The 23,853-nt window shown below is 63.7% G+C and carries 20 protein-coding genes and 1 pseudogene; 20 read left to right on the plus strand and 1 reads right to left on the minus strand.

The window, feature by feature from the left end; translation table 11 throughout:
- Positions 1–326 precede the first annotated feature (326 nt).
- The gene (locus CSC66_RS00980; RefSeq protein WP_162375418.1) at positions 327–1,598 is read left to right on the plus strand and encodes a site-specific integrase; all 1,272 of its coding nucleotides are present in this window, start codon (positions 327–329) and stop codon (positions 1,596–1,598) included.
- An 18-nt stretch (positions 1,599–1,616) separates the two neighbouring features.
- Positions 1,617–4,601, plus strand: coding sequence for a Tn3 family transposase (locus CSC66_RS00985; protein WP_162375419.1), 2,985 nt, complete (start codon positions 1,617–1,619; stop codon positions 4,599–4,601).
- Between the two features lie 17 nt (positions 4,602–4,618).
- Here CSC66_RS00985 and CSC66_RS00990 read toward each other — a convergent pair whose 3' ends face one another.
- Positions 4,619–4,990, minus strand: coding sequence for a hypothetical protein (locus CSC66_RS00990; RefSeq protein ID WP_162375420.1), 372 nt, complete (start codon positions 4,988–4,990; stop codon positions 4,619–4,621).
- A 151-nt stretch (positions 4,991–5,141) separates the two neighbouring features.
- On the opposite strand from CSC66_RS00990, the gene CSC66_RS00995 reads away from it, so the two are divergent.
- The 18 genes and pseudogenes from CSC66_RS00995 (at position 5,142) to CSC66_RS01080 (ending at position 23,852) form a co-directional block, all read left to right on the plus strand.
- Positions 5,142–6,068: a hypothetical protein gene (locus CSC66_RS00995; protein WP_162375421.1), complete on the plus strand. Its 927-nt coding sequence runs from the start codon at positions 5,142–5,144 to the stop codon at positions 6,066–6,068.
- A 1,308-nt stretch (positions 6,069–7,376) separates the two neighbouring features.
- Positions 7,377–8,296: pseudogene (locus CSC66_RS01000) on the plus strand (cation diffusion facilitator family transporter).
- Positions 8,297–8,411: 115 nt separating this feature from the next.
- Positions 8,412–8,828 carry a CopL family metal-binding regulatory protein gene (locus tag CSC66_RS01005; protein ID WP_162375422.1) on the plus strand — a complete coding sequence of 139 codons (417 nt, stop codon included), beginning with the start codon at positions 8,412–8,414 and terminating at the stop codon, positions 8,826–8,828.
- A 103-nt stretch (positions 8,829–8,931) separates the two neighbouring features.
- On the plus strand, positions 8,932–10,785 hold the full coding sequence (locus CSC66_RS01010; protein WP_162375423.1) for a copper resistance system multicopper oxidase: 1,854 nt from the start codon (positions 8,932–8,934) through the stop codon (positions 10,783–10,785).
- Between the two features lie 221 nt (positions 10,786–11,006).
- A complete protein-coding gene (locus tag CSC66_RS01015) occupies positions 11,007–11,984 on the plus strand; it encodes a copper resistance protein B (protein WP_238394190.1) in 978 nt (325 codons plus the stop codon).
- Positions 11,985–11,997: 13 nt separating this feature from the next.
- Positions 11,998–12,768 carry a c-type cytochrome gene (locus CSC66_RS01020; RefSeq protein ID WP_037072878.1) on the plus strand — a complete coding sequence of 257 codons (771 nt, stop codon included), beginning with the start codon at positions 11,998–12,000 and terminating at the stop codon, positions 12,766–12,768.
- A gap of 19 nt (positions 12,769–12,787) precedes the next feature.
- Positions 12,788–13,297 (plus strand): nuclear transport factor 2 family protein, encoded by a 510-nt coding sequence (locus CSC66_RS01025; RefSeq protein WP_024867863.1) that lies wholly within the window; start codon positions 12,788–12,790, stop codon positions 13,295–13,297.
- Between the two features lie 14 nt (positions 13,298–13,311).
- Positions 13,312–13,836 carry a DUF411 domain-containing protein gene (locus CSC66_RS01030; protein WP_024867864.1) on the plus strand — a complete coding sequence of 175 codons (525 nt, stop codon included), beginning with the start codon at positions 13,312–13,314 and terminating at the stop codon, positions 13,834–13,836.
- Between the two features lie 52 nt (positions 13,837–13,888).
- Entirely contained in the window at positions 13,889–14,257 is a 369-nt protein-coding gene (locus CSC66_RS01035; RefSeq protein ID WP_238394192.1) for a four-helix bundle copper-binding protein, read from the plus strand.
- A 102-nt stretch (positions 14,258–14,359) separates the two neighbouring features.
- Positions 14,360–14,743: a copper homeostasis periplasmic binding protein CopC gene (gene copC / locus CSC66_RS01040; protein WP_162375425.1), complete on the plus strand. Its 384-nt coding sequence runs from the start codon at positions 14,360–14,362 to the stop codon at positions 14,741–14,743.
- A 10-nt stretch (positions 14,744–14,753) separates the two neighbouring features.
- Complete coding sequence (copD, locus tag CSC66_RS01045; RefSeq protein WP_162375426.1) at positions 14,754–15,683, plus strand: copper homeostasis membrane protein CopD; 930 nt, start codon at positions 14,754–14,756, stop codon at positions 15,681–15,683.
- Between the two features lie 176 nt (positions 15,684–15,859).
- Positions 15,860–16,351 (plus strand): DUF305 domain-containing protein, encoded by a 492-nt coding sequence (locus tag CSC66_RS01050; RefSeq protein ID WP_141480889.1) that lies wholly within the window; start codon positions 15,860–15,862, stop codon positions 16,349–16,351.
- A 374-nt stretch (positions 16,352–16,725) separates the two neighbouring features.
- Positions 16,726–19,299 (plus strand): heavy metal translocating P-type ATPase, encoded by a 2,574-nt coding sequence (locus CSC66_RS01055; RefSeq protein ID WP_162375427.1) that lies wholly within the window; start codon positions 16,726–16,728, stop codon positions 19,297–19,299.
- 108 nt (positions 19,300–19,407) lie between these two features.
- Positions 19,408–19,884, plus strand: a complete 477-nt coding sequence (gene cueR / locus CSC66_RS01060) for a Cu(I)-responsive transcriptional regulator (RefSeq protein WP_162375428.1) — start codon at positions 19,408–19,410, stop codon at positions 19,882–19,884.
- A 154-nt stretch (positions 19,885–20,038) separates the two neighbouring features.
- The gene (locus tag CSC66_RS01065) at positions 20,039–20,239 is read left to right on the plus strand and encodes a heavy-metal-associated domain-containing protein (protein WP_100322961.1); all 201 of its coding nucleotides are present in this window, start codon (positions 20,039–20,041) and stop codon (positions 20,237–20,239) included.
- Positions 20,240–20,481: 242 nt separating this feature from the next.
- Positions 20,482–20,910 carry a hypothetical protein gene (locus CSC66_RS01070; RefSeq protein WP_162375429.1) on the plus strand — a complete coding sequence of 143 codons (429 nt, stop codon included), beginning with the start codon at positions 20,482–20,484 and terminating at the stop codon, positions 20,908–20,910.
- 129 nt (positions 20,911–21,039) lie between these two features.
- A complete protein-coding gene (locus CSC66_RS01075; RefSeq protein ID WP_238394193.1) occupies positions 21,040–22,362 on the plus strand; it encodes a TolC family protein in 1,323 nt (440 codons plus the stop codon).
- On the plus strand, positions 22,359–23,852 hold the full coding sequence (locus CSC66_RS01080; RefSeq protein ID WP_055765270.1) for an efflux RND transporter periplasmic adaptor subunit: 1,494 nt from the start codon (positions 22,359–22,361) through the stop codon (positions 23,850–23,852). Before CSC66_RS01075 ends, CSC66_RS01080 begins: the two co-directional genes overlap by 4 nt.
- The last annotated feature ends 1 nt before the right edge of the window (position 23,853 follow it).

Raw genomic sequence — 23,853 nt, forward strand, 5'->3', positions numbered from 1 at the left:
CTGCATTCCGTCTCCTTGTCCGCGACTGTCTAGTTGCATCCAATGAACATCATGATGCATCGATAACGATGTCCGCGACGAGCAACCAGGGGCCGGGGCCGATGTGATTGGGGCCAGTAGCCGGCGGCTGCACCCCTAATCGCTGCACGGGAGGATCGCTGTGCATGTCCGTAGATTGACCCGCGCTCGAGTTGCTAACATCGAGATGTATGAGCAGGTAAAGTCCGAAACGACTAGGGAGTCGGGCCCGTAATGCGCATCGACGACGCTGTCACTTCCGGAAGTTGTCATGGGGTCATTTCTATGGCCTTGGGCAGATCTGCCGCATGAGCAGTCTGGATGCATATCTTGAGGCTGCCACCCGCGACAACACACGGCGCAGCTATGCCTCGGCTCTTCGTCATTTCGAGGTGGAGTGGAAAGGACACCTCCCTGCCACGCCGGACAGCGTGGCCCGCTACCTGGCGACTTACGCCGGCCAGCTGGCCGTCAGCACATTGCGCCACCGGCTTGCAGCCTTGGCTGCGTGGCATCGGGACCATGGCTTTGTCGATCCGACTCGATCCGCGCTGGTACGCAAAGTCCTGAAAGGCATCCAGACTTTGCATCCGGCGCCGGTTAAGCAAGCTGAGCCCCTGCAGATCCGGCGGTTGGCAGAGCTCGACCACTGGCTAGCCGGAGCCATCGAGGCCGCCGATCAGCGGAGGGACCGACCGGCAGGGCTGAGGCATCGGCGCGACCGGGCCTTAGTCCTGTTGGGGTTTTGGCGAGGCTTCCGTGGCGATGAGCTGCTCCGCTTGGAGGTGGAGCACTTGAAACCGGTGCCCGGCGAAGGGATGACCTGCTTCCTGCCACGCAGCAAGGGAGACCGGCAGGCGGCCGGTGCCACCTACAAGGTGCCCGCACTGTCGCGCCTGTGTCCGGTTGAGGCGACGCAGGACTGGATCCTAATGGCCGACTTGCGGACAGGTCCGGTGTTCCGTGGGGTAGACCGCTGGGGCCATGTGGGCGCAGAGCCCCTCCATCCCAATAGCCTAATTCCACTGATGAGAGATCTGCTCGTGTGCGCTGGGTTCGCCGACGCGCATGCCTATAGCAGCCATTCGTTGCGCCATGGCTTTGCAACCTGGGCCAACGACCAAGGCTGGGATATGAAAGCGTTGATGGAGTACGTGGGTTGGCGGGATGTGCACTCAGCCATGCGTTACCTGGATGGACGTGACCCATTCGCACGGGAGCGGATCGAGGCCAGCCTGCCGGCTACTGCCCAGCCGGTCGCGCAGTCGGTCCTGCCAGCCCCCCATGTGCTTGAACGGCAGAGTTTGACACTGCGTCTGGTTCTGAACCCATTCGCCCGTGGAGGCCGGGGCATGGCCAAGGCGCGTGCCCGAATCGAGGAGATCTGCCTAGCGCCATTTCAGGCCCAACGCCTCAATGTCGAGGGCACTGAGTACCGCATATTTGTAGTGGAGGCTACAGAGCAAGATCTGGACGAACGACTGGCCATCCTACTAGATGACTTGCATCGCATGGCAGATACGCATCATTGCTTCCTGGAAGCCTCCCTCATCAGCGGCGATGGACGCCACTGGGACTGACAACTACCTCGAGATCCGATGGCCACCCTGCACGAGACAGCCTATCCACGCCTGAAGCCTGATCCCACCGCCAAGGAACTGGCAGAAATCTATACCCCCACGGACGCTGAAATTGCCTTCGTGCGGAGCATCACCAAAGTGCCCACCACGCAGCTGGCCGTGGTCATCCATCTGAAGATGTTCCAGCGGCTGGCCTACTTCACCCGGCTAGCTGAGGTGCCGGACAGGATTCTTCAGCACATCGCCCAGGCGACCCGGCTGCGTGGTGCATTGAAATCTGGGCGCCTGGAAAGCTATGACACTTCCGGCGGCAAACAGCGCCACATTGGACTGCTGCGCGAATTTCTGGGCGTGCGGCCATTGGACCAAGCAGGGACGGCATGGCTGAAAACGGTGGCGGTCTCGGCCGCTGAGACCAAGCATGTTGTTGGCGACATTATCAACGTCCTGCTTGAGGAACTAGTTCATCATCGTTACGAGTTGCCGGCGTTCCGGACACTGGAATTAGTGGCGATCGGCGCACGCGAGAAGGTGAACAGCGCCTACTTCGCCAGTATCAGCCAAGCACTGACCCCTAAAGCCAGAAAGTTAATTGACGAATTGCTCAAAGCCAAGGAAGGGTCTCGCTTTACCGGCTGGCAGACTCTTAAGCGCGAGCCGGGACGTCCGACCAATAAGGAGGTTCGGACCTACCTCCAGCACATCCGCATGCTGCAGCAGCTGGCCGACCAGCTGCCTCCCATCGACGTTCCGGTCCCCAAGCTCAAGCAGTTCCGGACCATGGCGCGCGCTTACGATGCCAGTGAGCTGGCAGAGCTGACCAAGGATAAGCGCTACGCCTTGGCCGCCATCTTCATCCGCGCCCAGTATGCCAAGACGCTGGATGATGCCGCCGAGCTATTCATCAAGCAGGTCCGTGGCCTGGAGAATCTGGCGCAACAGAAGCTGATCGCCTACCAGTTGGAGCACGCTAAACGCGCCGACTATCTGATCGGCCAGCTCAAGGAAGTCTTGCAGGCCTTCCAGTTGGAGGGCAGCGACGCCCAACGGGTGGACGCAATCGGCGGCAGCTTGCGAGCTGAAGTGGCCACGTTGCTGGCCGAATGCGACGAACACATGGCTTACGCCGGACGCAACTATCTTCCATTCATGTTGCAGCCCTACGGCGTGATTCGGCCGTTGCTGTTCAACGGCCTGGAGCTGATGACCCTGCGATCCACTAGCCAGGACGCGGGCATGGAGCCGCTGATCGCAGCGGTGCTGTCTCTGCGCAACAGGCGCCACGAACTGATCGAGGTAGCGTCCCTGGGCCTGGATGAGGACCGAGACTTCGAGTGGATGCCCAAGGCCTGGCGGCAGCATGTCTTCGGCAAGAGGGCCAACACGTTGGGGACGGGCTGGATGCATCGCAAGTACTTCGAGCTGGCGGTTCTGGTTCAGGTAAAAGACGAGCTCAAGTCTGGCGACCTGTTCATTCCGCACAGCGAGCGATTCGATGATTACCGCGAACAGCTGGTCGACGAAGTCACCTTTGCTCACGAACTGGAAGCGTATGGTGAAGTCGCTGGACTACCCACGGACGCCGAGACCTTCGTATCCGAGTTGCGCCGCGAATTGATTGCCTTGGCCGATGCGGTCGACCAGCGCTTCCCCGAGAACGTGCATGCCGACATGGTCGACGGCCGCCTTGTCCTGCGGAAGGCACAGCGACCGGAGATCTCCAGCGCCGTCGCCACCGTCGACAAGCTCATCACCGAGCGCATGCCGGCGACCAGCATCGTGGACGTCCTGATCGAATCGGCGCAATGGCTGGAAATACACCGACACTTCCGCCCCTTTGCCGGTACCGAAGCCCAGGTCGACGACCTGCCGAGGCGGGTCATCACCACACTGTTCTGTTACGGCTGCAACCTGGGGCCAACCCAGACGGCGCGGTCCGTGAAAGGCTTCAGTCGCCGGCAGATTGCCTGGCTGAATCTAAAGTTCGTTGACGAGGGCACGCTGGAGAGGGCGACCAACGATGTCATCAACATGTACAACAAGTTTGACCTACCGAGCTATTGGGGCAGCGGACGCAGCGCGTCGGCAGATGGCACCAAGTGGAGCGTGTACGAGGACAATCTATTGTCGGAGTACCACATCCGCTATGGCGGTTATGGTGGCATTGGCTACTACCATGTTTCGGACAAGTACGTGGCGTTGTTCAGCCACTTCATCCCGTGCGGGGTACACGAAGGCATCTACATCCTCGATGGGTTGATGGCAAACACCTCCGACATCCAGCCGGAGATCGTCCATGGCGATACCCAAGCCCAGAGCTATCCGGTCTTTGGCCTAGCTCATCTACTGGGTATCCAGCTGATGCCCCGGATCCGGAACATCAAGGACCTGACCTTTTTCCGTCCCGAACCGGGCAAGCCCTATAAAAACATCCAAGCCCTCTTCGGAGACAGTATCGACTGGCAGCTGATAGGCACCCACCTGTATGACATGTTGCGCGTTGCGATCTCCATTCGCCTTGGAAAGATCACAGCGTCTTCGATCCTGAGGCGTCTCGGCACCTATAGTCGCAAGAACAAGCTGTACTTCGCTTTTCGAGAGCTTGGCAAGGTGATACGCACCTTGTTCCTGTTGCGCTACATCGACGATGTCGAGATCCGCAAGACTATCCATGCCGCGACCAATAAGAGCGAAGAATTCAACGGCTTCGTGAAGTGGGTGTTCTTCGGCGGGGAAGGCGTCATCGCCGAAAACGTGCTGCACGAGCAGCGCAAGATCGTGAAGTACAGCCAGTTGGTCGCCAACATGGTCATCTTGCACAACGTGGAAGGCATGACGCGAACGCTAGGTGAATTGCGCAAGACCGGAATCGAATTGACCCCTGAGGTTCTGGCGGGGCTGTCTCCATACCGCACCAGCCACATCAACCGGTTCGGCGATTACACCTTGGACTTGGAGAAGGAAATCGCCCCCTTGGACTACTCCGGCAAGGTGCTCGACTAAGCCGAGCGACCGAAACGTTAGAAGAAATCCGTGGTGGACATTCGATACGTTTCGAACGCTTGACGCAGTTCATCCGCACTAGGCTCCCGGAGGATCTGATTGCGCGAGGCAATCTTTAGTGCGATTGGATACCAGCCACTGAACCTCTCGAACGTCATGTCCGAGCAGTATCGTGCGGCATCGTACTCAGGGCCAATGAACTGGCTTTCATCGATGGCCAGAGATCGCAATGCCAATACAGCCTTGTCGGCCGATTGCGCCGCGCGCGCCGGGTCCAGTGCGCAGGCGATGTAAGCCGCACTCCAGACAGCCTGTTCTCGGGCATTCATCGAGTACCACCTCAGGAGCGGAGGTGTGGTCGGATCGCTGGAAAGAGGATTCGTCTCCATCTGAAGACTTCTTAGCGTTGCTAGGTTGGCGACCAGAGAATTCTGGATCGTCTTGAGTGGCGGCGCCACTGTTGCGTTCTCTAGCTTTACACTCAAGGTAGCCAGACCACACGTTTCCGATATTCCACGCTCTGGCTCGCGGGATCAAATTATGAAGCAGCTAAGTGGTGCCCGATCGCCATTGCCGTCTCTAGTGCTTCGTGCCTCCGATCTTTCACCTGAACTTGTCGCGACGTTAGACCGGAGTAATGTTGCACACCCAACGAGCAAGATCACCGATTCGTTCTGGACCTTGATCGAGCAGTTGCACGACATGCTCATCTCACTGGACTTCGGCAGCCTGGATGGGAAATCACAGGCGCATCGAAAGCGCAGCATCCTCAGTGGTACGGAGCTGCTGATGCATCGCTGTGCGGCCTTGAATGACTACCTAGGAGTTCTTGCCCGGACATTGCTTACGAGTACATCGGGACAGAAGAAGAGCCAAGAGGCGCAATCGGCAAAACGACGACTTGATGATCAAATCAACCGCCTATTTAAAATGCCGATCAACTTTATCAAGCATGACGGTTTCTGCCTGAGCTGGATTGAGATGAGCCTCGGCGACTTGGTGACCCACGGCTATATGGTCGCGGGACCCATTGGTGATGGGGTGCAGGGACCCATCAAGTTTCGGCGGTCGGGGCGCGACGATCCCGAGGGCTATTCCTTTGCACTAACGCTGCGCGAAGTTCTACCAGCCTTCTATCTGATGTGCGCGACAGTAGAGGATGTTCTAGGAAGGGCTGGGGTTCTGCCGACGGCTGGAAATGAAAAGCAGCCCGCCACCCGCGATGCTCGGTCCGTCCTGCTTTCTGAAACTCTGGAACTACTCAATCAGTTGCCATTCCGTGGCTTCCCCGACGAGCACCAGGTCAGAGTATCAGTCTTCAGCCTGCAGGACGGGGCGGTAGTAGCAAGGACATCGCCGCTACGCAAGTTGCCTGGAACATTCCGAGTAAGGAGTGAAATCCGTTCAGTGCGGGGAGGTGGTAGCTACCGTTTACCTTATTGGTCAGGCGGTGATTCAGCCCCGTAAGCGCGAAGGACATGTGCCGGCAGCGGCAAGGACTGGACTGCGGAGGCCGAGTATTCAGCATCGACGATTTGGGCTAATAGGCCACTTCGTGGCCTCAGCACGATACTTGGCAAAGCAAAAGCCAATCAATACGTTAGGCTCCCAAAGGCTGCTTTTGTAATGATTCCCTGCCATCCCTCTAACTGGCCTGGGATTGGCTCCGGTGACCACCTCTGAGGAATCACCCCCGCCACATCGCACAACCGCCCCTTAGAGCCCCAAGACTTGCCTCGAATTCACTGTACCGCCTACAAACCACCCATCGGCTTTAGATTCAGCGAACAATCCGCCCCCGATTCGGCAGACGGTGGAGCGCATGGACCGCCAAGAAGCCGCCGCGATGTTTGCAGACTCGGCATCACAACAGTTCATTCGCAGAGGATCCATCGTAAGCCCGGTTGCAGAATCTCCGATCTGCAGCCCTCCATGATCAGCTACGCCGATATTCCCAAATTGGTTCGCTGAACACTGAAGAGGTTCGAATAGGCGGTATAAGATGCAGCAAATGCACCCGAGGGATCTGTTTACCGCAGTGAATCTTCCCCACTGCCCGCAGAGTCTCAGCTCATCTGATGCGGAGGTTCCTGCTCAACGATCAACAACAGCAGAAACCAGTCGCCAACGGCCGACGCCAAGGTGACAGTTCCGAACTGGGCCACCTCACGTGATGGGCCACCCAATACGTTAACGCGCCTCGAGAAACCGTCACTCGGGCCAACGAAGCCGTGTGCTCCCAGTAAGCGGCCCATGTTTCAGTTCACTGCACCATGTCTCCAGCCGCTTCTGATCCAAGCAATCCGGACCGATTTCAAGTAGATCCTCAGGAGCCAGCAGGGCATCAACATTCTCAATCGTGGGGAAATGCCGTGCGATGACTGTCGCCTGCCGGCGCAAGTCGAGGCGACGTCCGCTTCGGGTCGGAAGCGGCCCTTCCCTACCCCCGATAAACATCCCTAATCCCCTGCCCTATCGATGTTCGCTTCCGGCCAAAGCGGCCTACGATCACGGCGCCGGTATCGTTTACTCGGCGCCCCAACGGCTAGCTGTTGCTGAGCGATTTCAGGTCAGCGACGAACTGCTCGGGATGCGGTGGGTGTGGTAGACCATGACCAACGGGGGCATCCTCCGCCGCGCGAGGAAATCGCCCGGCGCGCGCCGCAATGACAACGTGTACGTACGGGCCACGTGGAGATTCCGGGCGACCCTGGTGATCGTGAGGCGACAGGCTTCGGCTGGCCGGACCCGCGCGCACAGCAGACAATGGTCGCCATGAAACCCCGCGACAGACCGGCCGAAGCCACGCCGGACCTGAGGAAATACGCCTGGCTGGCCATCGTGACCGCGGTGCTGACAGTGCTGCTCAAGGGCAGCGCCTGGGCGATCACCGGCTCGGTGGGCCTGCTGTCGGACGCCGCCGAATCGATGGTCAACCTGGTGGCCGCCATCGTCGCCCTGGTCTCGCTGACCATCGCCGCCCGCCCGGCCGACGACGACCACCACTTCGGCCACAGCAAGGCGGAGTATTTCTCCGCCGCGCTGAAGGGATCATGATCTTCGTCTCCGCGGCCTCGATCATCTACCTGGGCATCGATCGCCTGCTCAACCCCCGGCCGCTGGGATCGCTCGGCATCGGCCTCGCCGTTTCGATCATGGCCGCCGTCCTCAACGACATCGTCGGGCGGATCCTGATCAAGGTCGGCACGCGCCACCGCTCCATCACCCTGCGCGCCGACGGCAAGCACCTGATGGCCGACGTGTACACCTCGGTCGGGGTCGTGGTGGGCCTGGGGTTGGCGTGGCTGACAGGCTGGAACTGGCTGGATCCGGTGATCGCGATCCTGGTGGGCGTGAACATCCTGGTTGTCGGCTACCGGCTGATGTCCGAATCCGCCTCCGGCCTGATGGACGCGACCCTGTCCCCCGAGGACAACGCCCGGATCCAGGCCATCCTGGACGCGCACGCCGAACCGGGCCGGATCGAATTCCACGCCGTGCGCACGCGCGAGTCCGGGGCCCGCCAGTTCATGGAGATGCACATGCTGGTGCCCGGCGACTGGACGGTGCTGCGCGGGCATGACGCCATGGAAGACCTGGTGGAGAAGATCGTGGCGGAGTTTCCCGCCATGCGCGTGACCGGGCACCTGGAACCGGTCTCCGATCCCCGCAGCTACGAAGACATGGCCCTGTAGCCGAAAAGCGGGAGGCGACGTTGGGTCAGGCAGGCGACGAAGACCCGCGGCTCGATCCCCCGTGCGTTGTCACTGTATTCATCCGGAGTTTATATCCGCACGTATACTAAGGCGCATGACTTTCCGCGCGCTCCTGATGCGATTGTTCCTGGTCGTTGCCTTGCTCGCCAACGGTCCGGGCATCGCTGGCGCGTCCATGCACATGGAGCACGTGCGCGACTCCGCCGGTGACGTCACCTCGGCACCGACAGCAGCCGAGGCCATGGCGGCCTGCCATGGAGGAGCAGCGGCTGCTACGGGGGCCAATGAACACCATCACCCCCAGGCCACTGACGAGGCCGGAGCGGTATCGCCGTGGGACGACTGCTGTGAGACGGACAGTTGCTGTGCGTGCATGCACCATTGCTTCGCGGCCTTCGCAGGGTCGGCGTCTCCCGTCGTGGAAGTTCTTTACCGGCAGATCGCTGAACCGTTTCTGTCGGTGCACGCGTCCGCGGCCCTGACCAATCTCTTCCGACCTCCGATCGGCTAAGTGTCGCTGAGCGCCTTTGAGGCGCCGATGGACCCTGTCCGCGTTGTCCGCACCGACAGGGTCACGCTCGCTTCGCGAGCCCTCGACCTTTCCCGGAGTTCCCATGTCATCCGATTCTTTCGGCCGTGCCGGAGGGCTGTCTTCCCCGTCGCGCCGCCTCTTTGTTCAAGGACTTGCCGCCGGAGGCGCCGCCGCGGCGCTTGGCCTCTGGCCGCGCACCAGCTGGGCCGTCAAGGCTGAAGGCGTGCCCAACGTACTTTCTGGCACCGAGTTCGACCTGACCATCGGCGAGACGCCGATGAACTTCACCGGCGCCACGCGTCCTGCCATCACGGTCAACGGCTCGATTCCTGCACCGCTGCTGCGCTGGCGCGAGGGCACTACCGTCAACCTGCGGGTCCGCAATGCCTTGCCGCCAGGCTCCATCCATGGCCACCAGGCATCGATCCACTGGCACGGCATCCTGCTGCCAGCCAACATGGACGGCGTGCCGGGACTCAGCTTCGACGGCATCGACCGCGGCGAGACTTACCAGTACCGCTTCAACGTCGTACAGGGCGGCACCTACTGGTACCACAGCCACTCCGGTTTCCAGGAGCAGGCCGGCCTCTACGGGCCGCTGGTGATCGAGCCACTCGAGCCCGAGCCCTTCGCCTATGACCGCGATTACGTGGTCATGCTCAGCGACTGGACCGACCTGGATCCGCAGCGTCTGTTCGCCCGGCTCAAGAAGCGGTCGGATTTCGACAACTTCTCCAAGCAGACCGTGGGCGACTTCTTCGCCGACGTGAAACAGCACGGCCTGGCCGCCACGGTCGAAGATCGCAAGATGTGGGGCCAGATGCGGATGACACCGACCGACCTGTCGGACGTCAACGGCAACACCTACACCTACCTGTTGAACGGCACGACCTCGCTCGGCAACTGGACCGGACTGTTCCGGTCCGGCGAGAAGGTACGCCTGCGCTTCATCAACGGGTCCGCGATGACCTACTTCGACGTGCGCATCCCGGGCCTGAAGATGACCGTGGTCGCAGCCGATGGCCAGTACGTGCATCCGGTCACGGTCGACGAATTCCGCATCGCCACCGCCGAGACCTTCGACGTCATTGTCGAACCGACCGGGCAGGATGCGTTCACCATTTTTGCCCAGGACAGCGGCCGCACGGGATACATCAGCGGAACACTCGCCGTCAGGGAAGGCTTGCGGGCGCCGGTGCCGGACGTCGACCCCAAGCCACTCCTCACCATGGACGACATGGGCCACGGCGGGATGGGTGGCGGCGGTCACGACATGTCTTCGATGTCGCACGGTGCGATGGCCGGCGGTGCCATGGCCGGAATGGACCACAGCGGTCACGACATGTCGTCGATGGCAGCAGGCACGGCCGCCGGAGGGAGCATGGCCGGGATGGACCACGGTGCCGGCGGGATGCAGGAGCATCCAGCCACCGAAACCGGCAACCCGCTGGTCGACATGCAGACGATGGCCCCTGTGCCGAGACTCGATGATCCGGGCATTGGCTTACGCGACAACGGCCGACGCGTACTGACCTACGGCGATCTGCGCAGCACGTTCCCCGACCCCGACGGGCGTGAGCCCGGTCGCACGGTCGAGCTGCACCTGACCGGTCACATGGAGCGCTTTGCATGGTCGTTCAACGGAGTGAAGTTCGCTGACGCCGAACCCCTGCGTCTGAAGTACGGCGAGCGCATGCGAGTCGTCTTGGTCAACGACACGATGATGTCGCACCCGATCCATCTGCACGGCATGTGGAGCGACCTCGAGGACGAGTCCGGCAACTTCATGGTGCGCAAGCACACCATCGACATGCCGCCTGGTACGAAGCGGGCCTTTCGCGTGCGCGCCGACGCGCTGGGTCGCTGGGCGTTCCATTGCCACCTGCTTTACCACATGGAAGCCGGCATGTTCCGCGAAGTGCGGGTGGAGGAATGAACGCCATGAGCCGTTCCAATCGTCACTCCCTAGCCATCGGCCTGACGTCCGTACTCGTTCTTGCAACTGGTTGCGCCCCGGCGTGGGCGCAGGAGACGGACCACGCCGCACACCATCCGGCAGCCAAGCCGGCTGCGTCACCATCGTCGCCAAGGCCCGCGGATCCGCACGCCGGCCATCTACCGACTTCACCGGACAAGAGTTCCGACGATCACGGGACGATGAACCACGGGAACATGCGGCACGGAGCTGCGAATCCTGCCGACAGCGAACACACCGGGATGGACCACTCCACGATGGACCACTCCACGATGGATCACTCCACGATGGATCACTCCACGATGGATCACTCCACGATGGATCACTCCGGGATGGATCACTCCGGCATGGATCACTCGGGCATGGATCACTCGGGCATGGATCACGCTTCCATGGGCCATCAACCTGGTGTCAGCGAGGACCTGCCGCCGACGGCCGAGCCGCGCGAGCCAATCCCGGTTGTCACGCCGACAGATCGGGCTGCGGCGTTCCCGGACCTCGACGAGCACCTGATGCATGGTGAATCGATCAATTCCTACTGGGCGCTTGACCGGCTAGAGGCGTGGGACGCGGACGAGGACGGCACCGGCATGGCCTGGGAAGCACAAGGCTGGGTGGGTTCCGACTTGAACCGGCTCTGGCTGCGCAGCGAGGGCGAGCGTGCAGGTGGATCCACCGAGTCGGCGGATGTGGAAGTGCTGTACGGCCGAGCGATCGCCCGATGGTGGGACGCAGTCGCCGGTGTCCGCCATGACTTCGCCTTCGGCGGCGGGCCGTCGCGCACCTATGCCGCGCTCGGTGTGATCGGTCTTGCGCCGTACAAATTCGAAGTCTCCGCGACGGCCTACCTAGGCGAGTCCGGTCAGCTCGGGGTAGGTGCGGAAGCCGAATACGAAATGCTGTTCACCAACCGGCTGATCGGCCAGTGGCTGGTCGAAGGCGAGGCCTGGAGCAAGGACGATCCGGCGGTGGGAATCGGCAGTGGGCTGAGCAAGGTCGAAGCCGGTTTCCGCTTGCGCTACGAGTTCCATCGGCAGTTCGCTCCCTACGTCGGGGTGGTGTGGGAGCGTGCCTACGGGGGCACGGCGGACCAACGTCGCGCGCAGTCCGGTGACATCGACGACACCCGGATCGTCGCCGGCGTTCGAATCTGGTTCTGATGGGAGAACATACATGCAACCGAAGACACGCAAGCGTGTTTGGTTGATCGGGGTTCCGCTGGTTGTCGTGGCCGGTACGGCGGGCTTCATCTGGGGCGGCGTGTACAACGTCGCCGCCGATGACATGCACACGAAGCCCGTGCATTTCCTGCTCGAAACCGCACGCGAGCGCTCCATCGTGGCACGTCTGGGACAGCTGGACGTGCCGTCGGATTTGGACGATCGCACACGGATCGTCCAGGGCGCGGGCAATTATGCGGCCATGTGCGCAGGGTGCCACTTGGCTCCGTCGATGGCCGAAACCGAGTTGAGCCAAGGCCTGTATCCCACGCCTCCAGACCTCAGCAAACACAAGGTCGACGTGGCCAAAGCGTTCTGGGTGATCAAGCACGGGATCAAGGCTAGCGGCATGCCCGCCTGGGGCAAGAACATGGGGGACGAGTACATCTGGAACATGGCCGCGTTCCTGCAGGTGCTGCCCACGCTCGACGCGACTGCGTACAAGGAACTTGTCGACAGCAGCGAGGGCCATTCGCATGGCGGCGGCGAGACGCAAGGCCACCATGACGACGAAAAGGCCGAGGATCACCCTGCCCCATCCGAGCCGGGCAACAACTCCATGCCGCATGCGCACCCGCCGGGCGTGGACGACGATCACCACGGCCCGACACTCAGCGACACGGAAGTCGGGTTGGTGGACCACCGCCATCCCAACGGCAAGGTGGAGTCGCACCCTGCACCACACACGCCCGTGGCCGGTGACGGCCATGCGCACACCCATTGATCTCCTTGGAGCCCACGCAATGAACGCAACAGCAATCTCGTTCACCCTCGCACTGGCACTGGCCGTCGTGTCCCCCGCAATGGCGCAGGCGACACAGCCGCACGCACATCACCCCGCTGCCGCGGCATCTGCGGACGTCGACGTCCCAGTCACTGCAGAGGCCGCGGTCGCCGTAGCGGAGCGTTTCAACAGCGCCCTGTCTAGCGGCGATCTGGCCACGGTCGAAGCCCTGCTCGCTGCCGACGTTCTCATCCTCGAGTCCGGGGGCGCCGAACACAGCCGCGAGGAATACATGGGCCATCACGCAGTCAGCGATGCGGCGTTCCTCAAGGGCGCCCATCGCCAGCTGCTCCGTCAGCGTGCACGAACCGCTGGCGAGTTCGCGTGGGTCGGAACCGAAAGCGAGCTGCACGCCCAGAAGGACGGCAAGCCACTGACCGTCCAGAGCACCGAAACGATGGTGCTGAAGCAGACCGCCGACGGCTGGCGGATCGTCCACATCCACTGGTCCTCGCGGACCAAACGCTGAGTCGAGAGTTTGAAATGACTACGCTCAGATTGCACCGCCTGACTTTTGTGGTCCTTGCCGTGGCTGGTCTGGGTGCTTGCACCCAGGATGCTTCATCCGCGCAACCCACAACCTCGCCCTCCGCACAGGTTGTCGTCCAATCAGCCGACGCGACTCCAGCAGCCCTGCCACGCATGACCGTCCACAAGACCCCGACCTGCGGGTGCTGCGGTGCCTGGATCGACCACGTGCAGAAGGCGGGCTTCACCGTGGATGTGCACGACATGGATGACCTGGGGCCGCTCAAGGAGCGGCTGGGTGTCCCCTATGCAAAGGGCTCCTGCCACACGGCCGAGATCGGCGGATACGTCATCGAAGGCCACGTCCCGGCCGCGGACATCAAGCGTCTCCTCGAAGAAAAGCCGGACGCACGCGGCCTGGTCCTCCCAGGGATGCCGCTTGGTTCTCCCGGCATGGAGGTTCCGGAGGGGCGACAGCAGCCGTACACGGTCGAGCTGGTCCATCGCGACGGAACCACCGAACCATTCGCGCAGCACTGAGCCATCGGCGAATCAGGGGGCGGTGTAGCGGGCGCGCCGATTCTCGTCCGCGATGAAGCAGGAGATCCACATGACTCACCATTCCGAAGACCACCGGTCCCAGGCCATGAACACGTGCATCGACAACTGCACGCAATGCCATGCGATTTGCCTGGAGACCATCAACTATTGCCTGACCAAGGGAGGTGCACACGCAGCACCGGAGCACATCGCCCTGCTGGCGACGTGTGCCGATATCTGTGCCACCAGCGCCGACGCGATGCTGCGCGGTACGAGCGTTCATAACGTCATTTGCGGTGCCTGCGCGGAGATCTGCCGCCAGTGCGCGGATGCATGCGATGCCATGAACGACCCTGAGATGGCGCGTTGCGCTGAAGCGTGTCGTCGATGCGCGGAAAGCTGCAGCGCCATGGCAGCTTGATGCATCGAGGGTCCCGCCTGCGATGACGGGATCCTCACCTCCGATTTCACAAGGCACGGCGCCCACCAACGGGGCTTTGCATCAGTTCACAAAGAGGTCCATATGAAGTCTTCAAGCGTTTTTCGCTCTTTCGCGCTCGTACTCGCAATCGCGGCAGGGCAGTTTTCGCTGCAGGTCGCGCGCGCCCACGCGGCGTTACAGCAGTCCACACCGGCAGCAAATGCGGTCGTGGCCTCCCCAAGCCAGATCGATCTCGTGTTCAACGAGACGCTGATTCCGCGAGCGTCGCGGCTCAAGCTGGTCATGAAGCACGACAGCTCCACCATGCCGATCGAGAATTTCGCGACCGAGATCGTCAACAACGGCAAGACCCTGCGTGCCAAGTTGCCCCAGCCGCTGGCTCCAGGCGTCTATACGGTGGAATACCGCGCCGTCGGTGGTGACAATCACCCCATGCCGGGCAGCTTCAGCTTCACGGTGCGCTGAGGAGTCGCGAATGTTCGACCTGTCGGCTTACGCACTGAGATTCCTGGAGTACCTGGTTCTCATGCTTCTTTTCGGCGTCCCACTGTTCGGTTGGTACGGTTTGCGTCGACCGGCACTCGCCCACGCCCTGGCCGGGTGGCCATTCATGGGCGTTCTGTTGGTGAGTGCCGCCGTCGGTCTCGTGCTCACCGGGGCCGATGTCGTCTTCAAGACCGCGGGCATCATGGGAATGCCGATTGCCGACGTTGATCGCGAATCGCTCGGCTGGTATCTGTTTGATACGTCCGCAGGCCGCGCAGCCATGGCGAGAGGCGCGCTGCTGATCGCCATGGTGTTTGTACTCGGATGGCATCGTCGTCGCGGGAAGGTGGAGGCCGCCTTCCCGTTCGCGGCGACGCTGGCGGGCGGCGCCCTCGCCTCGCTGGCATGGAACGGCCACGCCGCCGCTGGCGAGGGCGTGGCAGGCGCGGTCCGGCTCTCTGCGGGCCTCGTCCATCTTCTCGCTGCAGGCGGCTGGATCGCAGCGGTCCTGATGTTCCTGGGAATGCTCCTGCGCGGCAAGGGCGCTGCGGGCAACGGGCGTCTGCGATCAACGCATGACTTCCTGCGTGGATTCTCGACGCTTGGAACGATTTTCGTTGCTGCGCTCATTGTGTCCGGCATCGCGCATTACGGTGATCTCACCGCGTGGTCATTGTCGACGCTGGTCCAGAGCACCTACGGAAACCTGTTGCTGTTCAAGCTTGCCCTGTTCGGCGGAATGCTGGGCCTGGGAGCAATGCACCGATGGACGCTGGTGCCGCGCCTTGAACGGGCGCTGGCCGGCGGAGATCCCTCGCAGGAGGTGCGAGCCTTGCGGCAGAGCGTTGCGGCCGAGGCTGCGCTGGCGATCCTGATCCTCATTGTCGTTTCAGTGCTCGGGACGCTCAGCCCCGCTTGACCATACCTTTCAACGACACACACGCTGGCAGGCCTAACTGGTGCCGCCTGTACGTCTCCGACGCACCCGAGAACCAGGTGCGACCGCACACGTTGCCGTAACTGTCGCGGTGCAACGCTTTCCAGGATGGTTGACGTCGGGTGGGACACTGTTCCGGAAACACTAGGAGAAGCAACATGGCACACGCTGTTCAAGGGACAGATCACAAGCACGCCGAGGGCAGCGGGCGTCCCTATCTGCTGTTCTGGATCAACATGGTGCTCGGTCTCGCGGTGATGTACATCGTCATGTTTTCGATGATCGATGGTGTCCGCGACTTCCGGAACAACCTGAACATGTTCTACATGGCACTGACCATGTGGGCTCCGATGGGGATCTTCATGCTCGCCACAATGCCTGGCATGTTCCCCAAGAAGGGCCTGAACATGGCGCTTTACGCAATCTTCGCCGCAGTGACGCTCGGCTCGTTCGGCGCCACGCGCGCGCAGGTGCTTGTAGATGACCGTCAGTTCATCGACTCGATGATCCCCCATCACTCAGGTGCGATCCTCATGTGCCGGGAAGCCAGACTGCGTGACGCCGAACTGCTCGCGCTGTGTGACGACATCACCAAAGCGCAGCGCTCCGAGATCGACCAGATGGAGAGCATCAGATCCCGTCTCGACTAGGCCGAGGATCTGCCTCCATCTGCTGCCCGGTGTCCGAGAAAAATGCCGCCCGGCCTCGCTCCAGAACTCGCCAAACTCCGGCGCCGAGACCGGCAGCCGCATGATGGCACTCGACAATGTGCCGCCGGCGCTGTCCAACTTCGAAACGCGCGGTCCATGACGTTGATCACCGGAGCCGGTTTCGGTCGACCGATCGTCTTACAGACAGCGGTCCAGAGGCCAGCGAGCTGATTCAACAGCCGCAATCGCCATCCGCACGATGGCAGTGCATGAGCTGGCTGCGCGGTAGCGACCTGCCGAGCTGCCGGGCCTTGACCTTGCCATCGTGGGAATCTTTAAGCTGGGCTTCCCGCGCATATTCCAGGGATAGTTCCATGACTTTCGTCGCCACCCGACCGGTCGCCAATCCACCCAGCTCCGCCGTCTCCCGCCTGAGCCTGCCAGTCGAGGGCATGACCTGTGCCTCCTGCGTTGGCCGCGTCGAGCGGGCGCTGAACGCGGTCCCCGGAGTGCAGACAGCCGCGGTCAATCTCGCCACCGAACGTGCCGACCTCACCTTCTTTGGCCTGGCCGATCCGCGGGCTGCGGTTCGCGCCATCGAGAGTGCCGGCTACACGGTGCGCGAAGAGACCACCGAGCTCGCGATCGAGGACATGACCTGCGCGTCGTGCGTGGGCCGGGTCGAAAAGGCGCTCGCACAGATCCCGGGCGTGCTCGAAGCCAACGTCAACCTGGCGACCGAGCGCGCGCGGGTGCGCCACCTTGCCGGGGTCGTTTCCACGGCGGACCTTGAAGCGGCGGTCGAACAGGCGGGTTACAAGTCCCGCCGCTTGTCCGTCGATACGGCAAGTGCAGGCGATCATGACGCCGAGCGTCGTGAGAGCGAGGCACGGGGGCTGCGGCGGGCTTTGACCATTGCCGCCGTCCTCACCTTGCCAGTCTTCATCCTCGAGATGGGGTCCCACCTGATTCCCGCCATGCATCATTGGGTGATGGGGGTCCTGGGTCAGCAGACGAACTGGTATATCCAGTTCGCGCTCGCCACCCTCGTGCTGTTTGGTCCGGGGCTACGCTTCTTCCGCAAGGGCGTACCAGCGTTGCTGCGCGCTGCCCCCGACATGAATTCACTGGTCGCGGTTGGCACGGCGGCCGCGTACGGCTATTCAGTCGTCGCGACCTTCGTCCCCGACGTGCTGCCCCCGGGCACCGCCAACGTCTATTTCGAGGCCGCCGTGGTCATCGTGACCCTGATCCTGCTCGGGCGCTCGCTGGAGGCGCGCGCCAAGGGGCGAACCTCACAGGCGATCAAGCGCTTGGTCGGACTCCAGGCCAAGACCGCGCGCGTCGAGCGCAACGGCGATACGGTCGAAATTCCGCTCGATCAGGTGGCGACCGGTGACGTCGTGCTGGTTCGTCCGGGCGAGAAGATTCCGGTGGACGGCGAGGTCGTCGAGGGCGCCTCCTATGTCGACGAGAGCATGATCACCGGCGAGCCGGTCCCCGTATCGAAGGGGGTGGGCGCCGATGTCGTCGGAGGCACGATCAACAAGACCGGCGCTTTCAGTTTCCGCGTGACGAGGATCGGCGCGAACACGGTGCTCGCGCAGATCATCCGCCTGGTCGAGGAAGCGCAGGGTTCCAAGCTGCCGATCCAGGCGCTGGTCGACAAGGTCACCATGTGGTTCGTCCCGGCAGTGATGGCCGGGGCCGCGCTGACCTTCCTTGTTTGGCTGGCCTTCGGACCGGAGCCCGCGCTGTCCTTCGCGCTCGTCAATGCGGTCGCGGTGCTCATCATCGCCTGTCCCTGTGCCATGGGGCTGGCCACGCCGACCTCGATCATGGTCGGGACGGGCCGCGCGGCCGAGCTCGGCGTTCTCTTCCGCAAGGGCGAGGCCTTGCAGGCGCTGCGCGATGTGAGTGTCATCGCGCTCGACAAGACCGGCACGCTGACCAAGGGGCGCCCGGAGCTGACCGACCTGGTGCCTGCCGAAGGCTTCGAATACAACGAAGTCCTGGCGTTTGTCGCCGCGGTCGAGACCCGCTCCGAGCACCCGATCGCAGAAGCGATCGTCGACGCCTCCAAGCAGCGGGACATCACGCTCGCACCCGTCGGGGGCTTCGAGGCCACGCCGGGTTTCGGCGTGTCGGCCAAGGTCGCCGGTCGCACCGTCGCCGTCGGCGCGGACCGATTCATGACGCAGATCGGTATCGATGTGTCGGACTTCCTGCCTGTCGCCCAGCGTCTCGGCGACCAAGGCAAGAGTCCGCTCTATGCCGCGATCGACGGCCGGCTGGCGGCGGTGATCGCGGTGGCCGACCCGATCAGGGAGACCACGCCCGAGGCGATCAAGGCGTTGCATGCGCTGGGACTCAAGGTCGCGATGATCACCGGCGACAATGCCGCGACGGCCGCGGCGATCGCCAGGCAGCTCGGCATCGATGAAGTCGCGGCCGAGGTCTTGCCCGACGGCAAGGTCGCGGCGCTGAAGAAGTTCCGGACCAATGGCGCGCGGGTCGCCTTCGTGGGCGACGGCATCAACGACGCGCCGGCGCTGGCCGAAGCGGACGTCGGGCTCGCCATCGGCACGGGAACCGATGTGGCGATCGAGGCCGCCGACGTGGTGCTGATGTCGGGCGACCTGCGCGGCGTGACGAATGCCATCGCGCTCAGCCGAGCGACGATCCGCAACATCAAGCAGAACCTGTTCTGGGCTTTTGCCTATAACGCCCTGCTGATCCCGGTCGCGGCGGGTGCGCTTTACCCGGTGAACGGCATGTTGCTTTCGCCGATCTTCGCTGCGGCCGCGATGGCCCTCTCCAGTGTCTTCGTGCTCGGCAACGCGCTCCGGCTCAAGCGCTTCCAGGCTCCCATAACGATCGAAACCCGTACGGGGATGCCCCAGAGCGGGGCGGCATTGCCCAATCCGCGCCAGGCAATCGAACATTGATCCCAAGACACGGTGCCGCCTGACTGAACACCAAGACAGGATCGATGTGGCGGACGCCGGCCTAGCGTGTCGAACCAAGCATCCTTGGGTGACCAGGAAAAGAGAATGATGAATATCGGTGAAGCAGCCAAGTTTTCAGGCGTGTCGGCGAAGATGATCCGCTACTACGAACAGATCGGCTTGATCCCCAAAGCTGCGCGCTCTGAGGCCGGCTACCGACACTACAGCACGCCTGACGCTTATAGCCTTCGCTTTATCCGTCGCGCACGAGACCTTGGCTTCTCTGTCGAACAGATCGCAGAACTGCTGGTCTTGTGGCGCGACCGTGACCGCGCAAGCGCCGACGTCAAGGCGATGGCGCTTTCCCATGCCGCCGAACTGAAGACGAGAATCGCCGAGCTGCAGGCGATGGTGCAAACGCTCGAGCATCTGGCCGACCACTGCCACGGGGATGACCGACCGGAATGCCCGATCCTTGCGGATCTGGCCGAGCCAACAGCGGCGGAGTCGCGTTCGCAGGGTCCACATAGGACGCCTCGGTTTGGGGCCGACACGCCCGCCTCCTCGCGTAACCGCGGCAGATGACTCATTCATGGTCGGACGTGCATTCGCAAGAGTTCTCGGCGCCGTTGTCGGCCAGCCGTGAGCAGCTTGCAAACATTCTGCTGATAGCCGATTGACCTTGCCACGCTGTCAAACCCCATATTGATCCGACACCACAGTCGATCAGGAGATCAAGATGCTTCGTTTCCACATTCCAAACATGACATGCGGCGGCTGCGCCAAGTCCGTCAAGAAGGCACTGCTCAGTGTGGACCCCCAAGCCCGCATCGAAACCGACCCACCGACGCGTCAGGTGAGGGTCGATAGCGACATGGACGGGGGCGCGTTCCTCTCAGCGCTCAGTGAGGCTGGGTACCCGGACGAGCGATCAGCCTGAAGCTGGTTCCGGCCGCCGCCGGCGCGCTCTACTCGCGCTCGGGGATCCCGCTGAGCCCGATGGTTGCGGCGCTCGCCATGAGACTGAGCTAGGTGTCGGTTGTGGCCCGCGCGCTTCGCCTGGCCGGGTCGGCTCCGGTTTCGGCGACACCGAAAGCGGCCATGCCGGTCCAGTCACCCGATCTGCCCGGGGGATTGATCTGGATCAGTTGCATCTGACCGAGCAAAAGGTAACCTCAAGCCATGATCCGCCGTCGTCACCGTAGCTGGTTCCAGCGCACCGCCCTCCTCGCGATGGCGGCATTGCTCTGGTCTCAGCTCGCGCTGGCCAGCCATGGCGGCTGCCTGGATCTTCCGGGCACACCCGCCGCCGCAGTCGCGGCCGGCGCGGATACCCCCCACGACCACGACCACGGCCACGGCTGCGACGCGGAGCTTCCCTCGGCGGACAGGGCGGTGTGTGCCGCGCACTGCAGCTTGGGGGGTATTTCGGCCGACAGTGGGCGCATCCCACCGGTCCCGCCGCTGTTTGTCGGAGCGTGGGTCTCCTGGTTCGTCGTGGCCGAGGTCGCCGATGCCGGCCCAGGGGTCACGCCCAGCTGGGTGGAATCGCCCCCCAGGGCCGCCTGGCACCGGCCCACCGCCCATCCCGCGGCTCTCCTGCTGATCTGATGCCCGAACGCTGACCCGCCCGCACAACTGAGCGGCGCGGTCCTGTGCGTTCGCGCCGTGGCTGCGTCACGGCATGTGTTCCTGCCCTCGTCCGAGCGACCTGCGTCGCGTCGGCCCAAGGACACTGATATGGCATCCCTGTTCGACCCGATGCAGGCCAGGCGCCTGCACCCTTACCCGCTGTTCCGCCGTCGGCCACTGCTCCGGCACCTGCTTGCCTGCGTGTTCGCCGGCGGCTTGTGGACGCTGGCGCTGCCCGCGACCGCCACCGAACCCATCCCGGGGCACAGCCTCGAGTCGATCCGCACCTGGGTTCTGGAACACAACCCCGAGCTGCGGGCCATGGACTTCGAAACCCAGGCCGCCGAAGCGAGGATCCTTCCCGCAGGTGCCCTGCCCGATCCGATGGCCTCGGTTGGATTCCGCGGCCTCGATCCGGACAAGCCCTGGCGCACCGTCGGTGCCGAGCGCGAGGTGAACTACGCGCTGCGCCAGCGCTTCCCGCTCTGGGGCAAGCGCGGCCTGGCGCGGACCTCGGCCAGCCAGGATGCGATCGCGGCCGGACTCGACCGCATCGCCACGGCGCGCGACCTGCTGTCCGATGCCGAGGCGGCCTACGCACGCTACTGGCACGCCGACCAGGCCGTGGCCGTGCTCGATCGCCGCATCGCCCTGCTCCGCCAGGTCGAAGAAATGGCCGGCGTGCGCTACGCGCTGGGCCGCGCCGCGCAGCAGGATGCCATCCGCGCCCAGGTCGAGCAGACCAGCCTGCAGCGCGAGCGGATCGAACGCATCGCGACCAAGCAGGAGGCAGCCGCCATGTTGAACGCGGTGCTGGGACGCCGTTCCGATGCACCGCTGGCGACTCCCGATGAGGCGCCGCGCCTCGTCGTCCACAGCGCCTCGCTCACCGAGGCACTGGATGACGCAAATGCGCACCCCGCGGTGCGCTCGCAGCAGGCCCGCGCCGAGGCCGCGCGCACGAACGTGGTACTGCAGCGTCGCAACCGCTTTCCTGACATCACCCTGGGCGTGGGTGCGATGCAGTACGGCAACGGCATCGAAAGCACCGAGCTGATGCTCGAGGTCGAGATCCCGTTCCAGCAGCGCGCGCGTCGCGAACGCGAGCGCGAATCGCGCCTGCTCGAAGACGCGGCGCTGGCCCGCCGAGACGCCACGCTGCGGGCCGTCGAGGAACGCGGCGCTTCCGCCTGGTCGCAGTGGACCAGCGCACGCGAGCGCCGCGCGCTGGTCGAGAACACGCTGATGCCGCAGGCCGACGCCACCTGGCAGTCCGCACTGGCCAGCTACCAGGTCGGCGAAGTCGACTTCGGGACGCTGCTGGAAGCACTCAATGAATGGCAGGGCGCCGACCTCGCACGGGTCGATGCACTGCGTGACGAACTGTTGGGCGCCGCCGCCGTGCGCGCCATCGAAGGAGATATCCGATGACCCGTGTCCAGACCCTGTCGCTCGCCATCGGCGTCGCACTCGCCGCACTCGCCGTCGGCTGGATGGCGGGCCGCGCCACGAACGATTCGCCCACCGCAGCCACGTCCGCCGAGGCAGCGGCCGCGGAACGCAAGGTGCTCTATTACCGCAATCCGATGGGCCTGGCGGACACGTCGCCGGTGCCGAAGAAGGATTCGATGGGCATGGACTACGTCCCGGTCTATGCCGACGACGCCCCGCCGGCGGCGCCGGGTACGGTGGTGCTGCCCCCGGACAAGGTGCAGGCGCTGGGCGTGCGCACCGAGGCGGTCAAGCGAGGAGCCATGTCCGCCACCGTGCGCACCAGCGGCACGGTCGAGGTCGACGAGACCCGGCAGTACGCGATCGCGCCCCGCTTTGAAGGCTGGGTGGAGCGGCTGTACGCGAACCAGACCGGCATGCGCGTCCGCGCCGGGCAGCCGCTGCTCTCCGTCTACAGCCCACAGTTGGCGGCGGCGCAGCAGGAATACCGGCTGGCCGACGAGACCGCCCGCAGGTTGGCCGGGTCCGATCCCGCGAGCGCGGCATCGATGACCCGCCTGCGCGATGCCGCACGCACCCGCCTGCGCAACTGGGAAATCAGCGACGCGCAACTCGGCAAGACGGGGCTGGTGCTCACCGCGCCCGCGGACGGGGTCGTGATCGAGAAGCCGGTGGTCCAGGGCGCACGCTTCGAGCCCGGCGAAACCATCCTGCGCCTGGCGGACCTGTCGACGGTGTGGGTGATCGCGAAGGTCCCGGCGGCGCAGGCCGCGGGCATCCAGCCCGGCCAGCCCGCACGCTTTGAAACCGTGGCCCTGCCGGGCCAGGTGGCCGAGGGCGCGGTCACCTTCGTGCAGCCCGTCATCGATGCGATGACGCGCACCGTGGATGTGCGCATCGCCCTGCCCAACCCCGACGGCGACCTCCGGCCGGGGCTCTACGGGACGGTGGTGCTGGAGGAGCCGGGTGCTGGACCGGTCCTGACCGTTCCGCGCTCGGCCGTGCTCGACAGCGGCACGCGCCAGGTGGTGCTGGTCGAGACCGGCCCCGGCCGGTTCGCACCGCGCGACGTCACCCTGGGTCGCCGTGGCGGCGATCGCATCGAAGTGCTCGACGGGATCGCCGAAGGCGAACAGGTCGTGGTCTCCGCCAACTTCCTGATCGACGCCGAAAGCAACCTGCAGTCGGCACTCCAGGGGCTTGAGGGTCATGCAGGACACGGCGCGCCTTCGGGCACCACCGAGGATCCACACGCCGGGCACGGTGAGGACGCCGTCGATCCGCACGCAGGTCATGTTGACGAGGTCGCTGATCCCCACGCAGGCCATGCCATACCGGCGACATCGGGAGATCCACCGGCTGCCGCCAGCGATCCTGGCGCGTCCGACGGCCATGACAGCCATGGCGACCATGGAACGATGAACGACCACGGCACACCTGCTCCCGCCACCAGCCACGAGGGGCACTGAC

It is taken from the genome of Pseudoxanthomonas kaohsiungensis, assembly GCF_010211765.1.
Classification (GTDB): domain Bacteria; phylum Pseudomonadota; class Gammaproteobacteria; order Xanthomonadales; family Xanthomonadaceae; genus Pseudoxanthomonas; species Pseudoxanthomonas kaohsiungensis.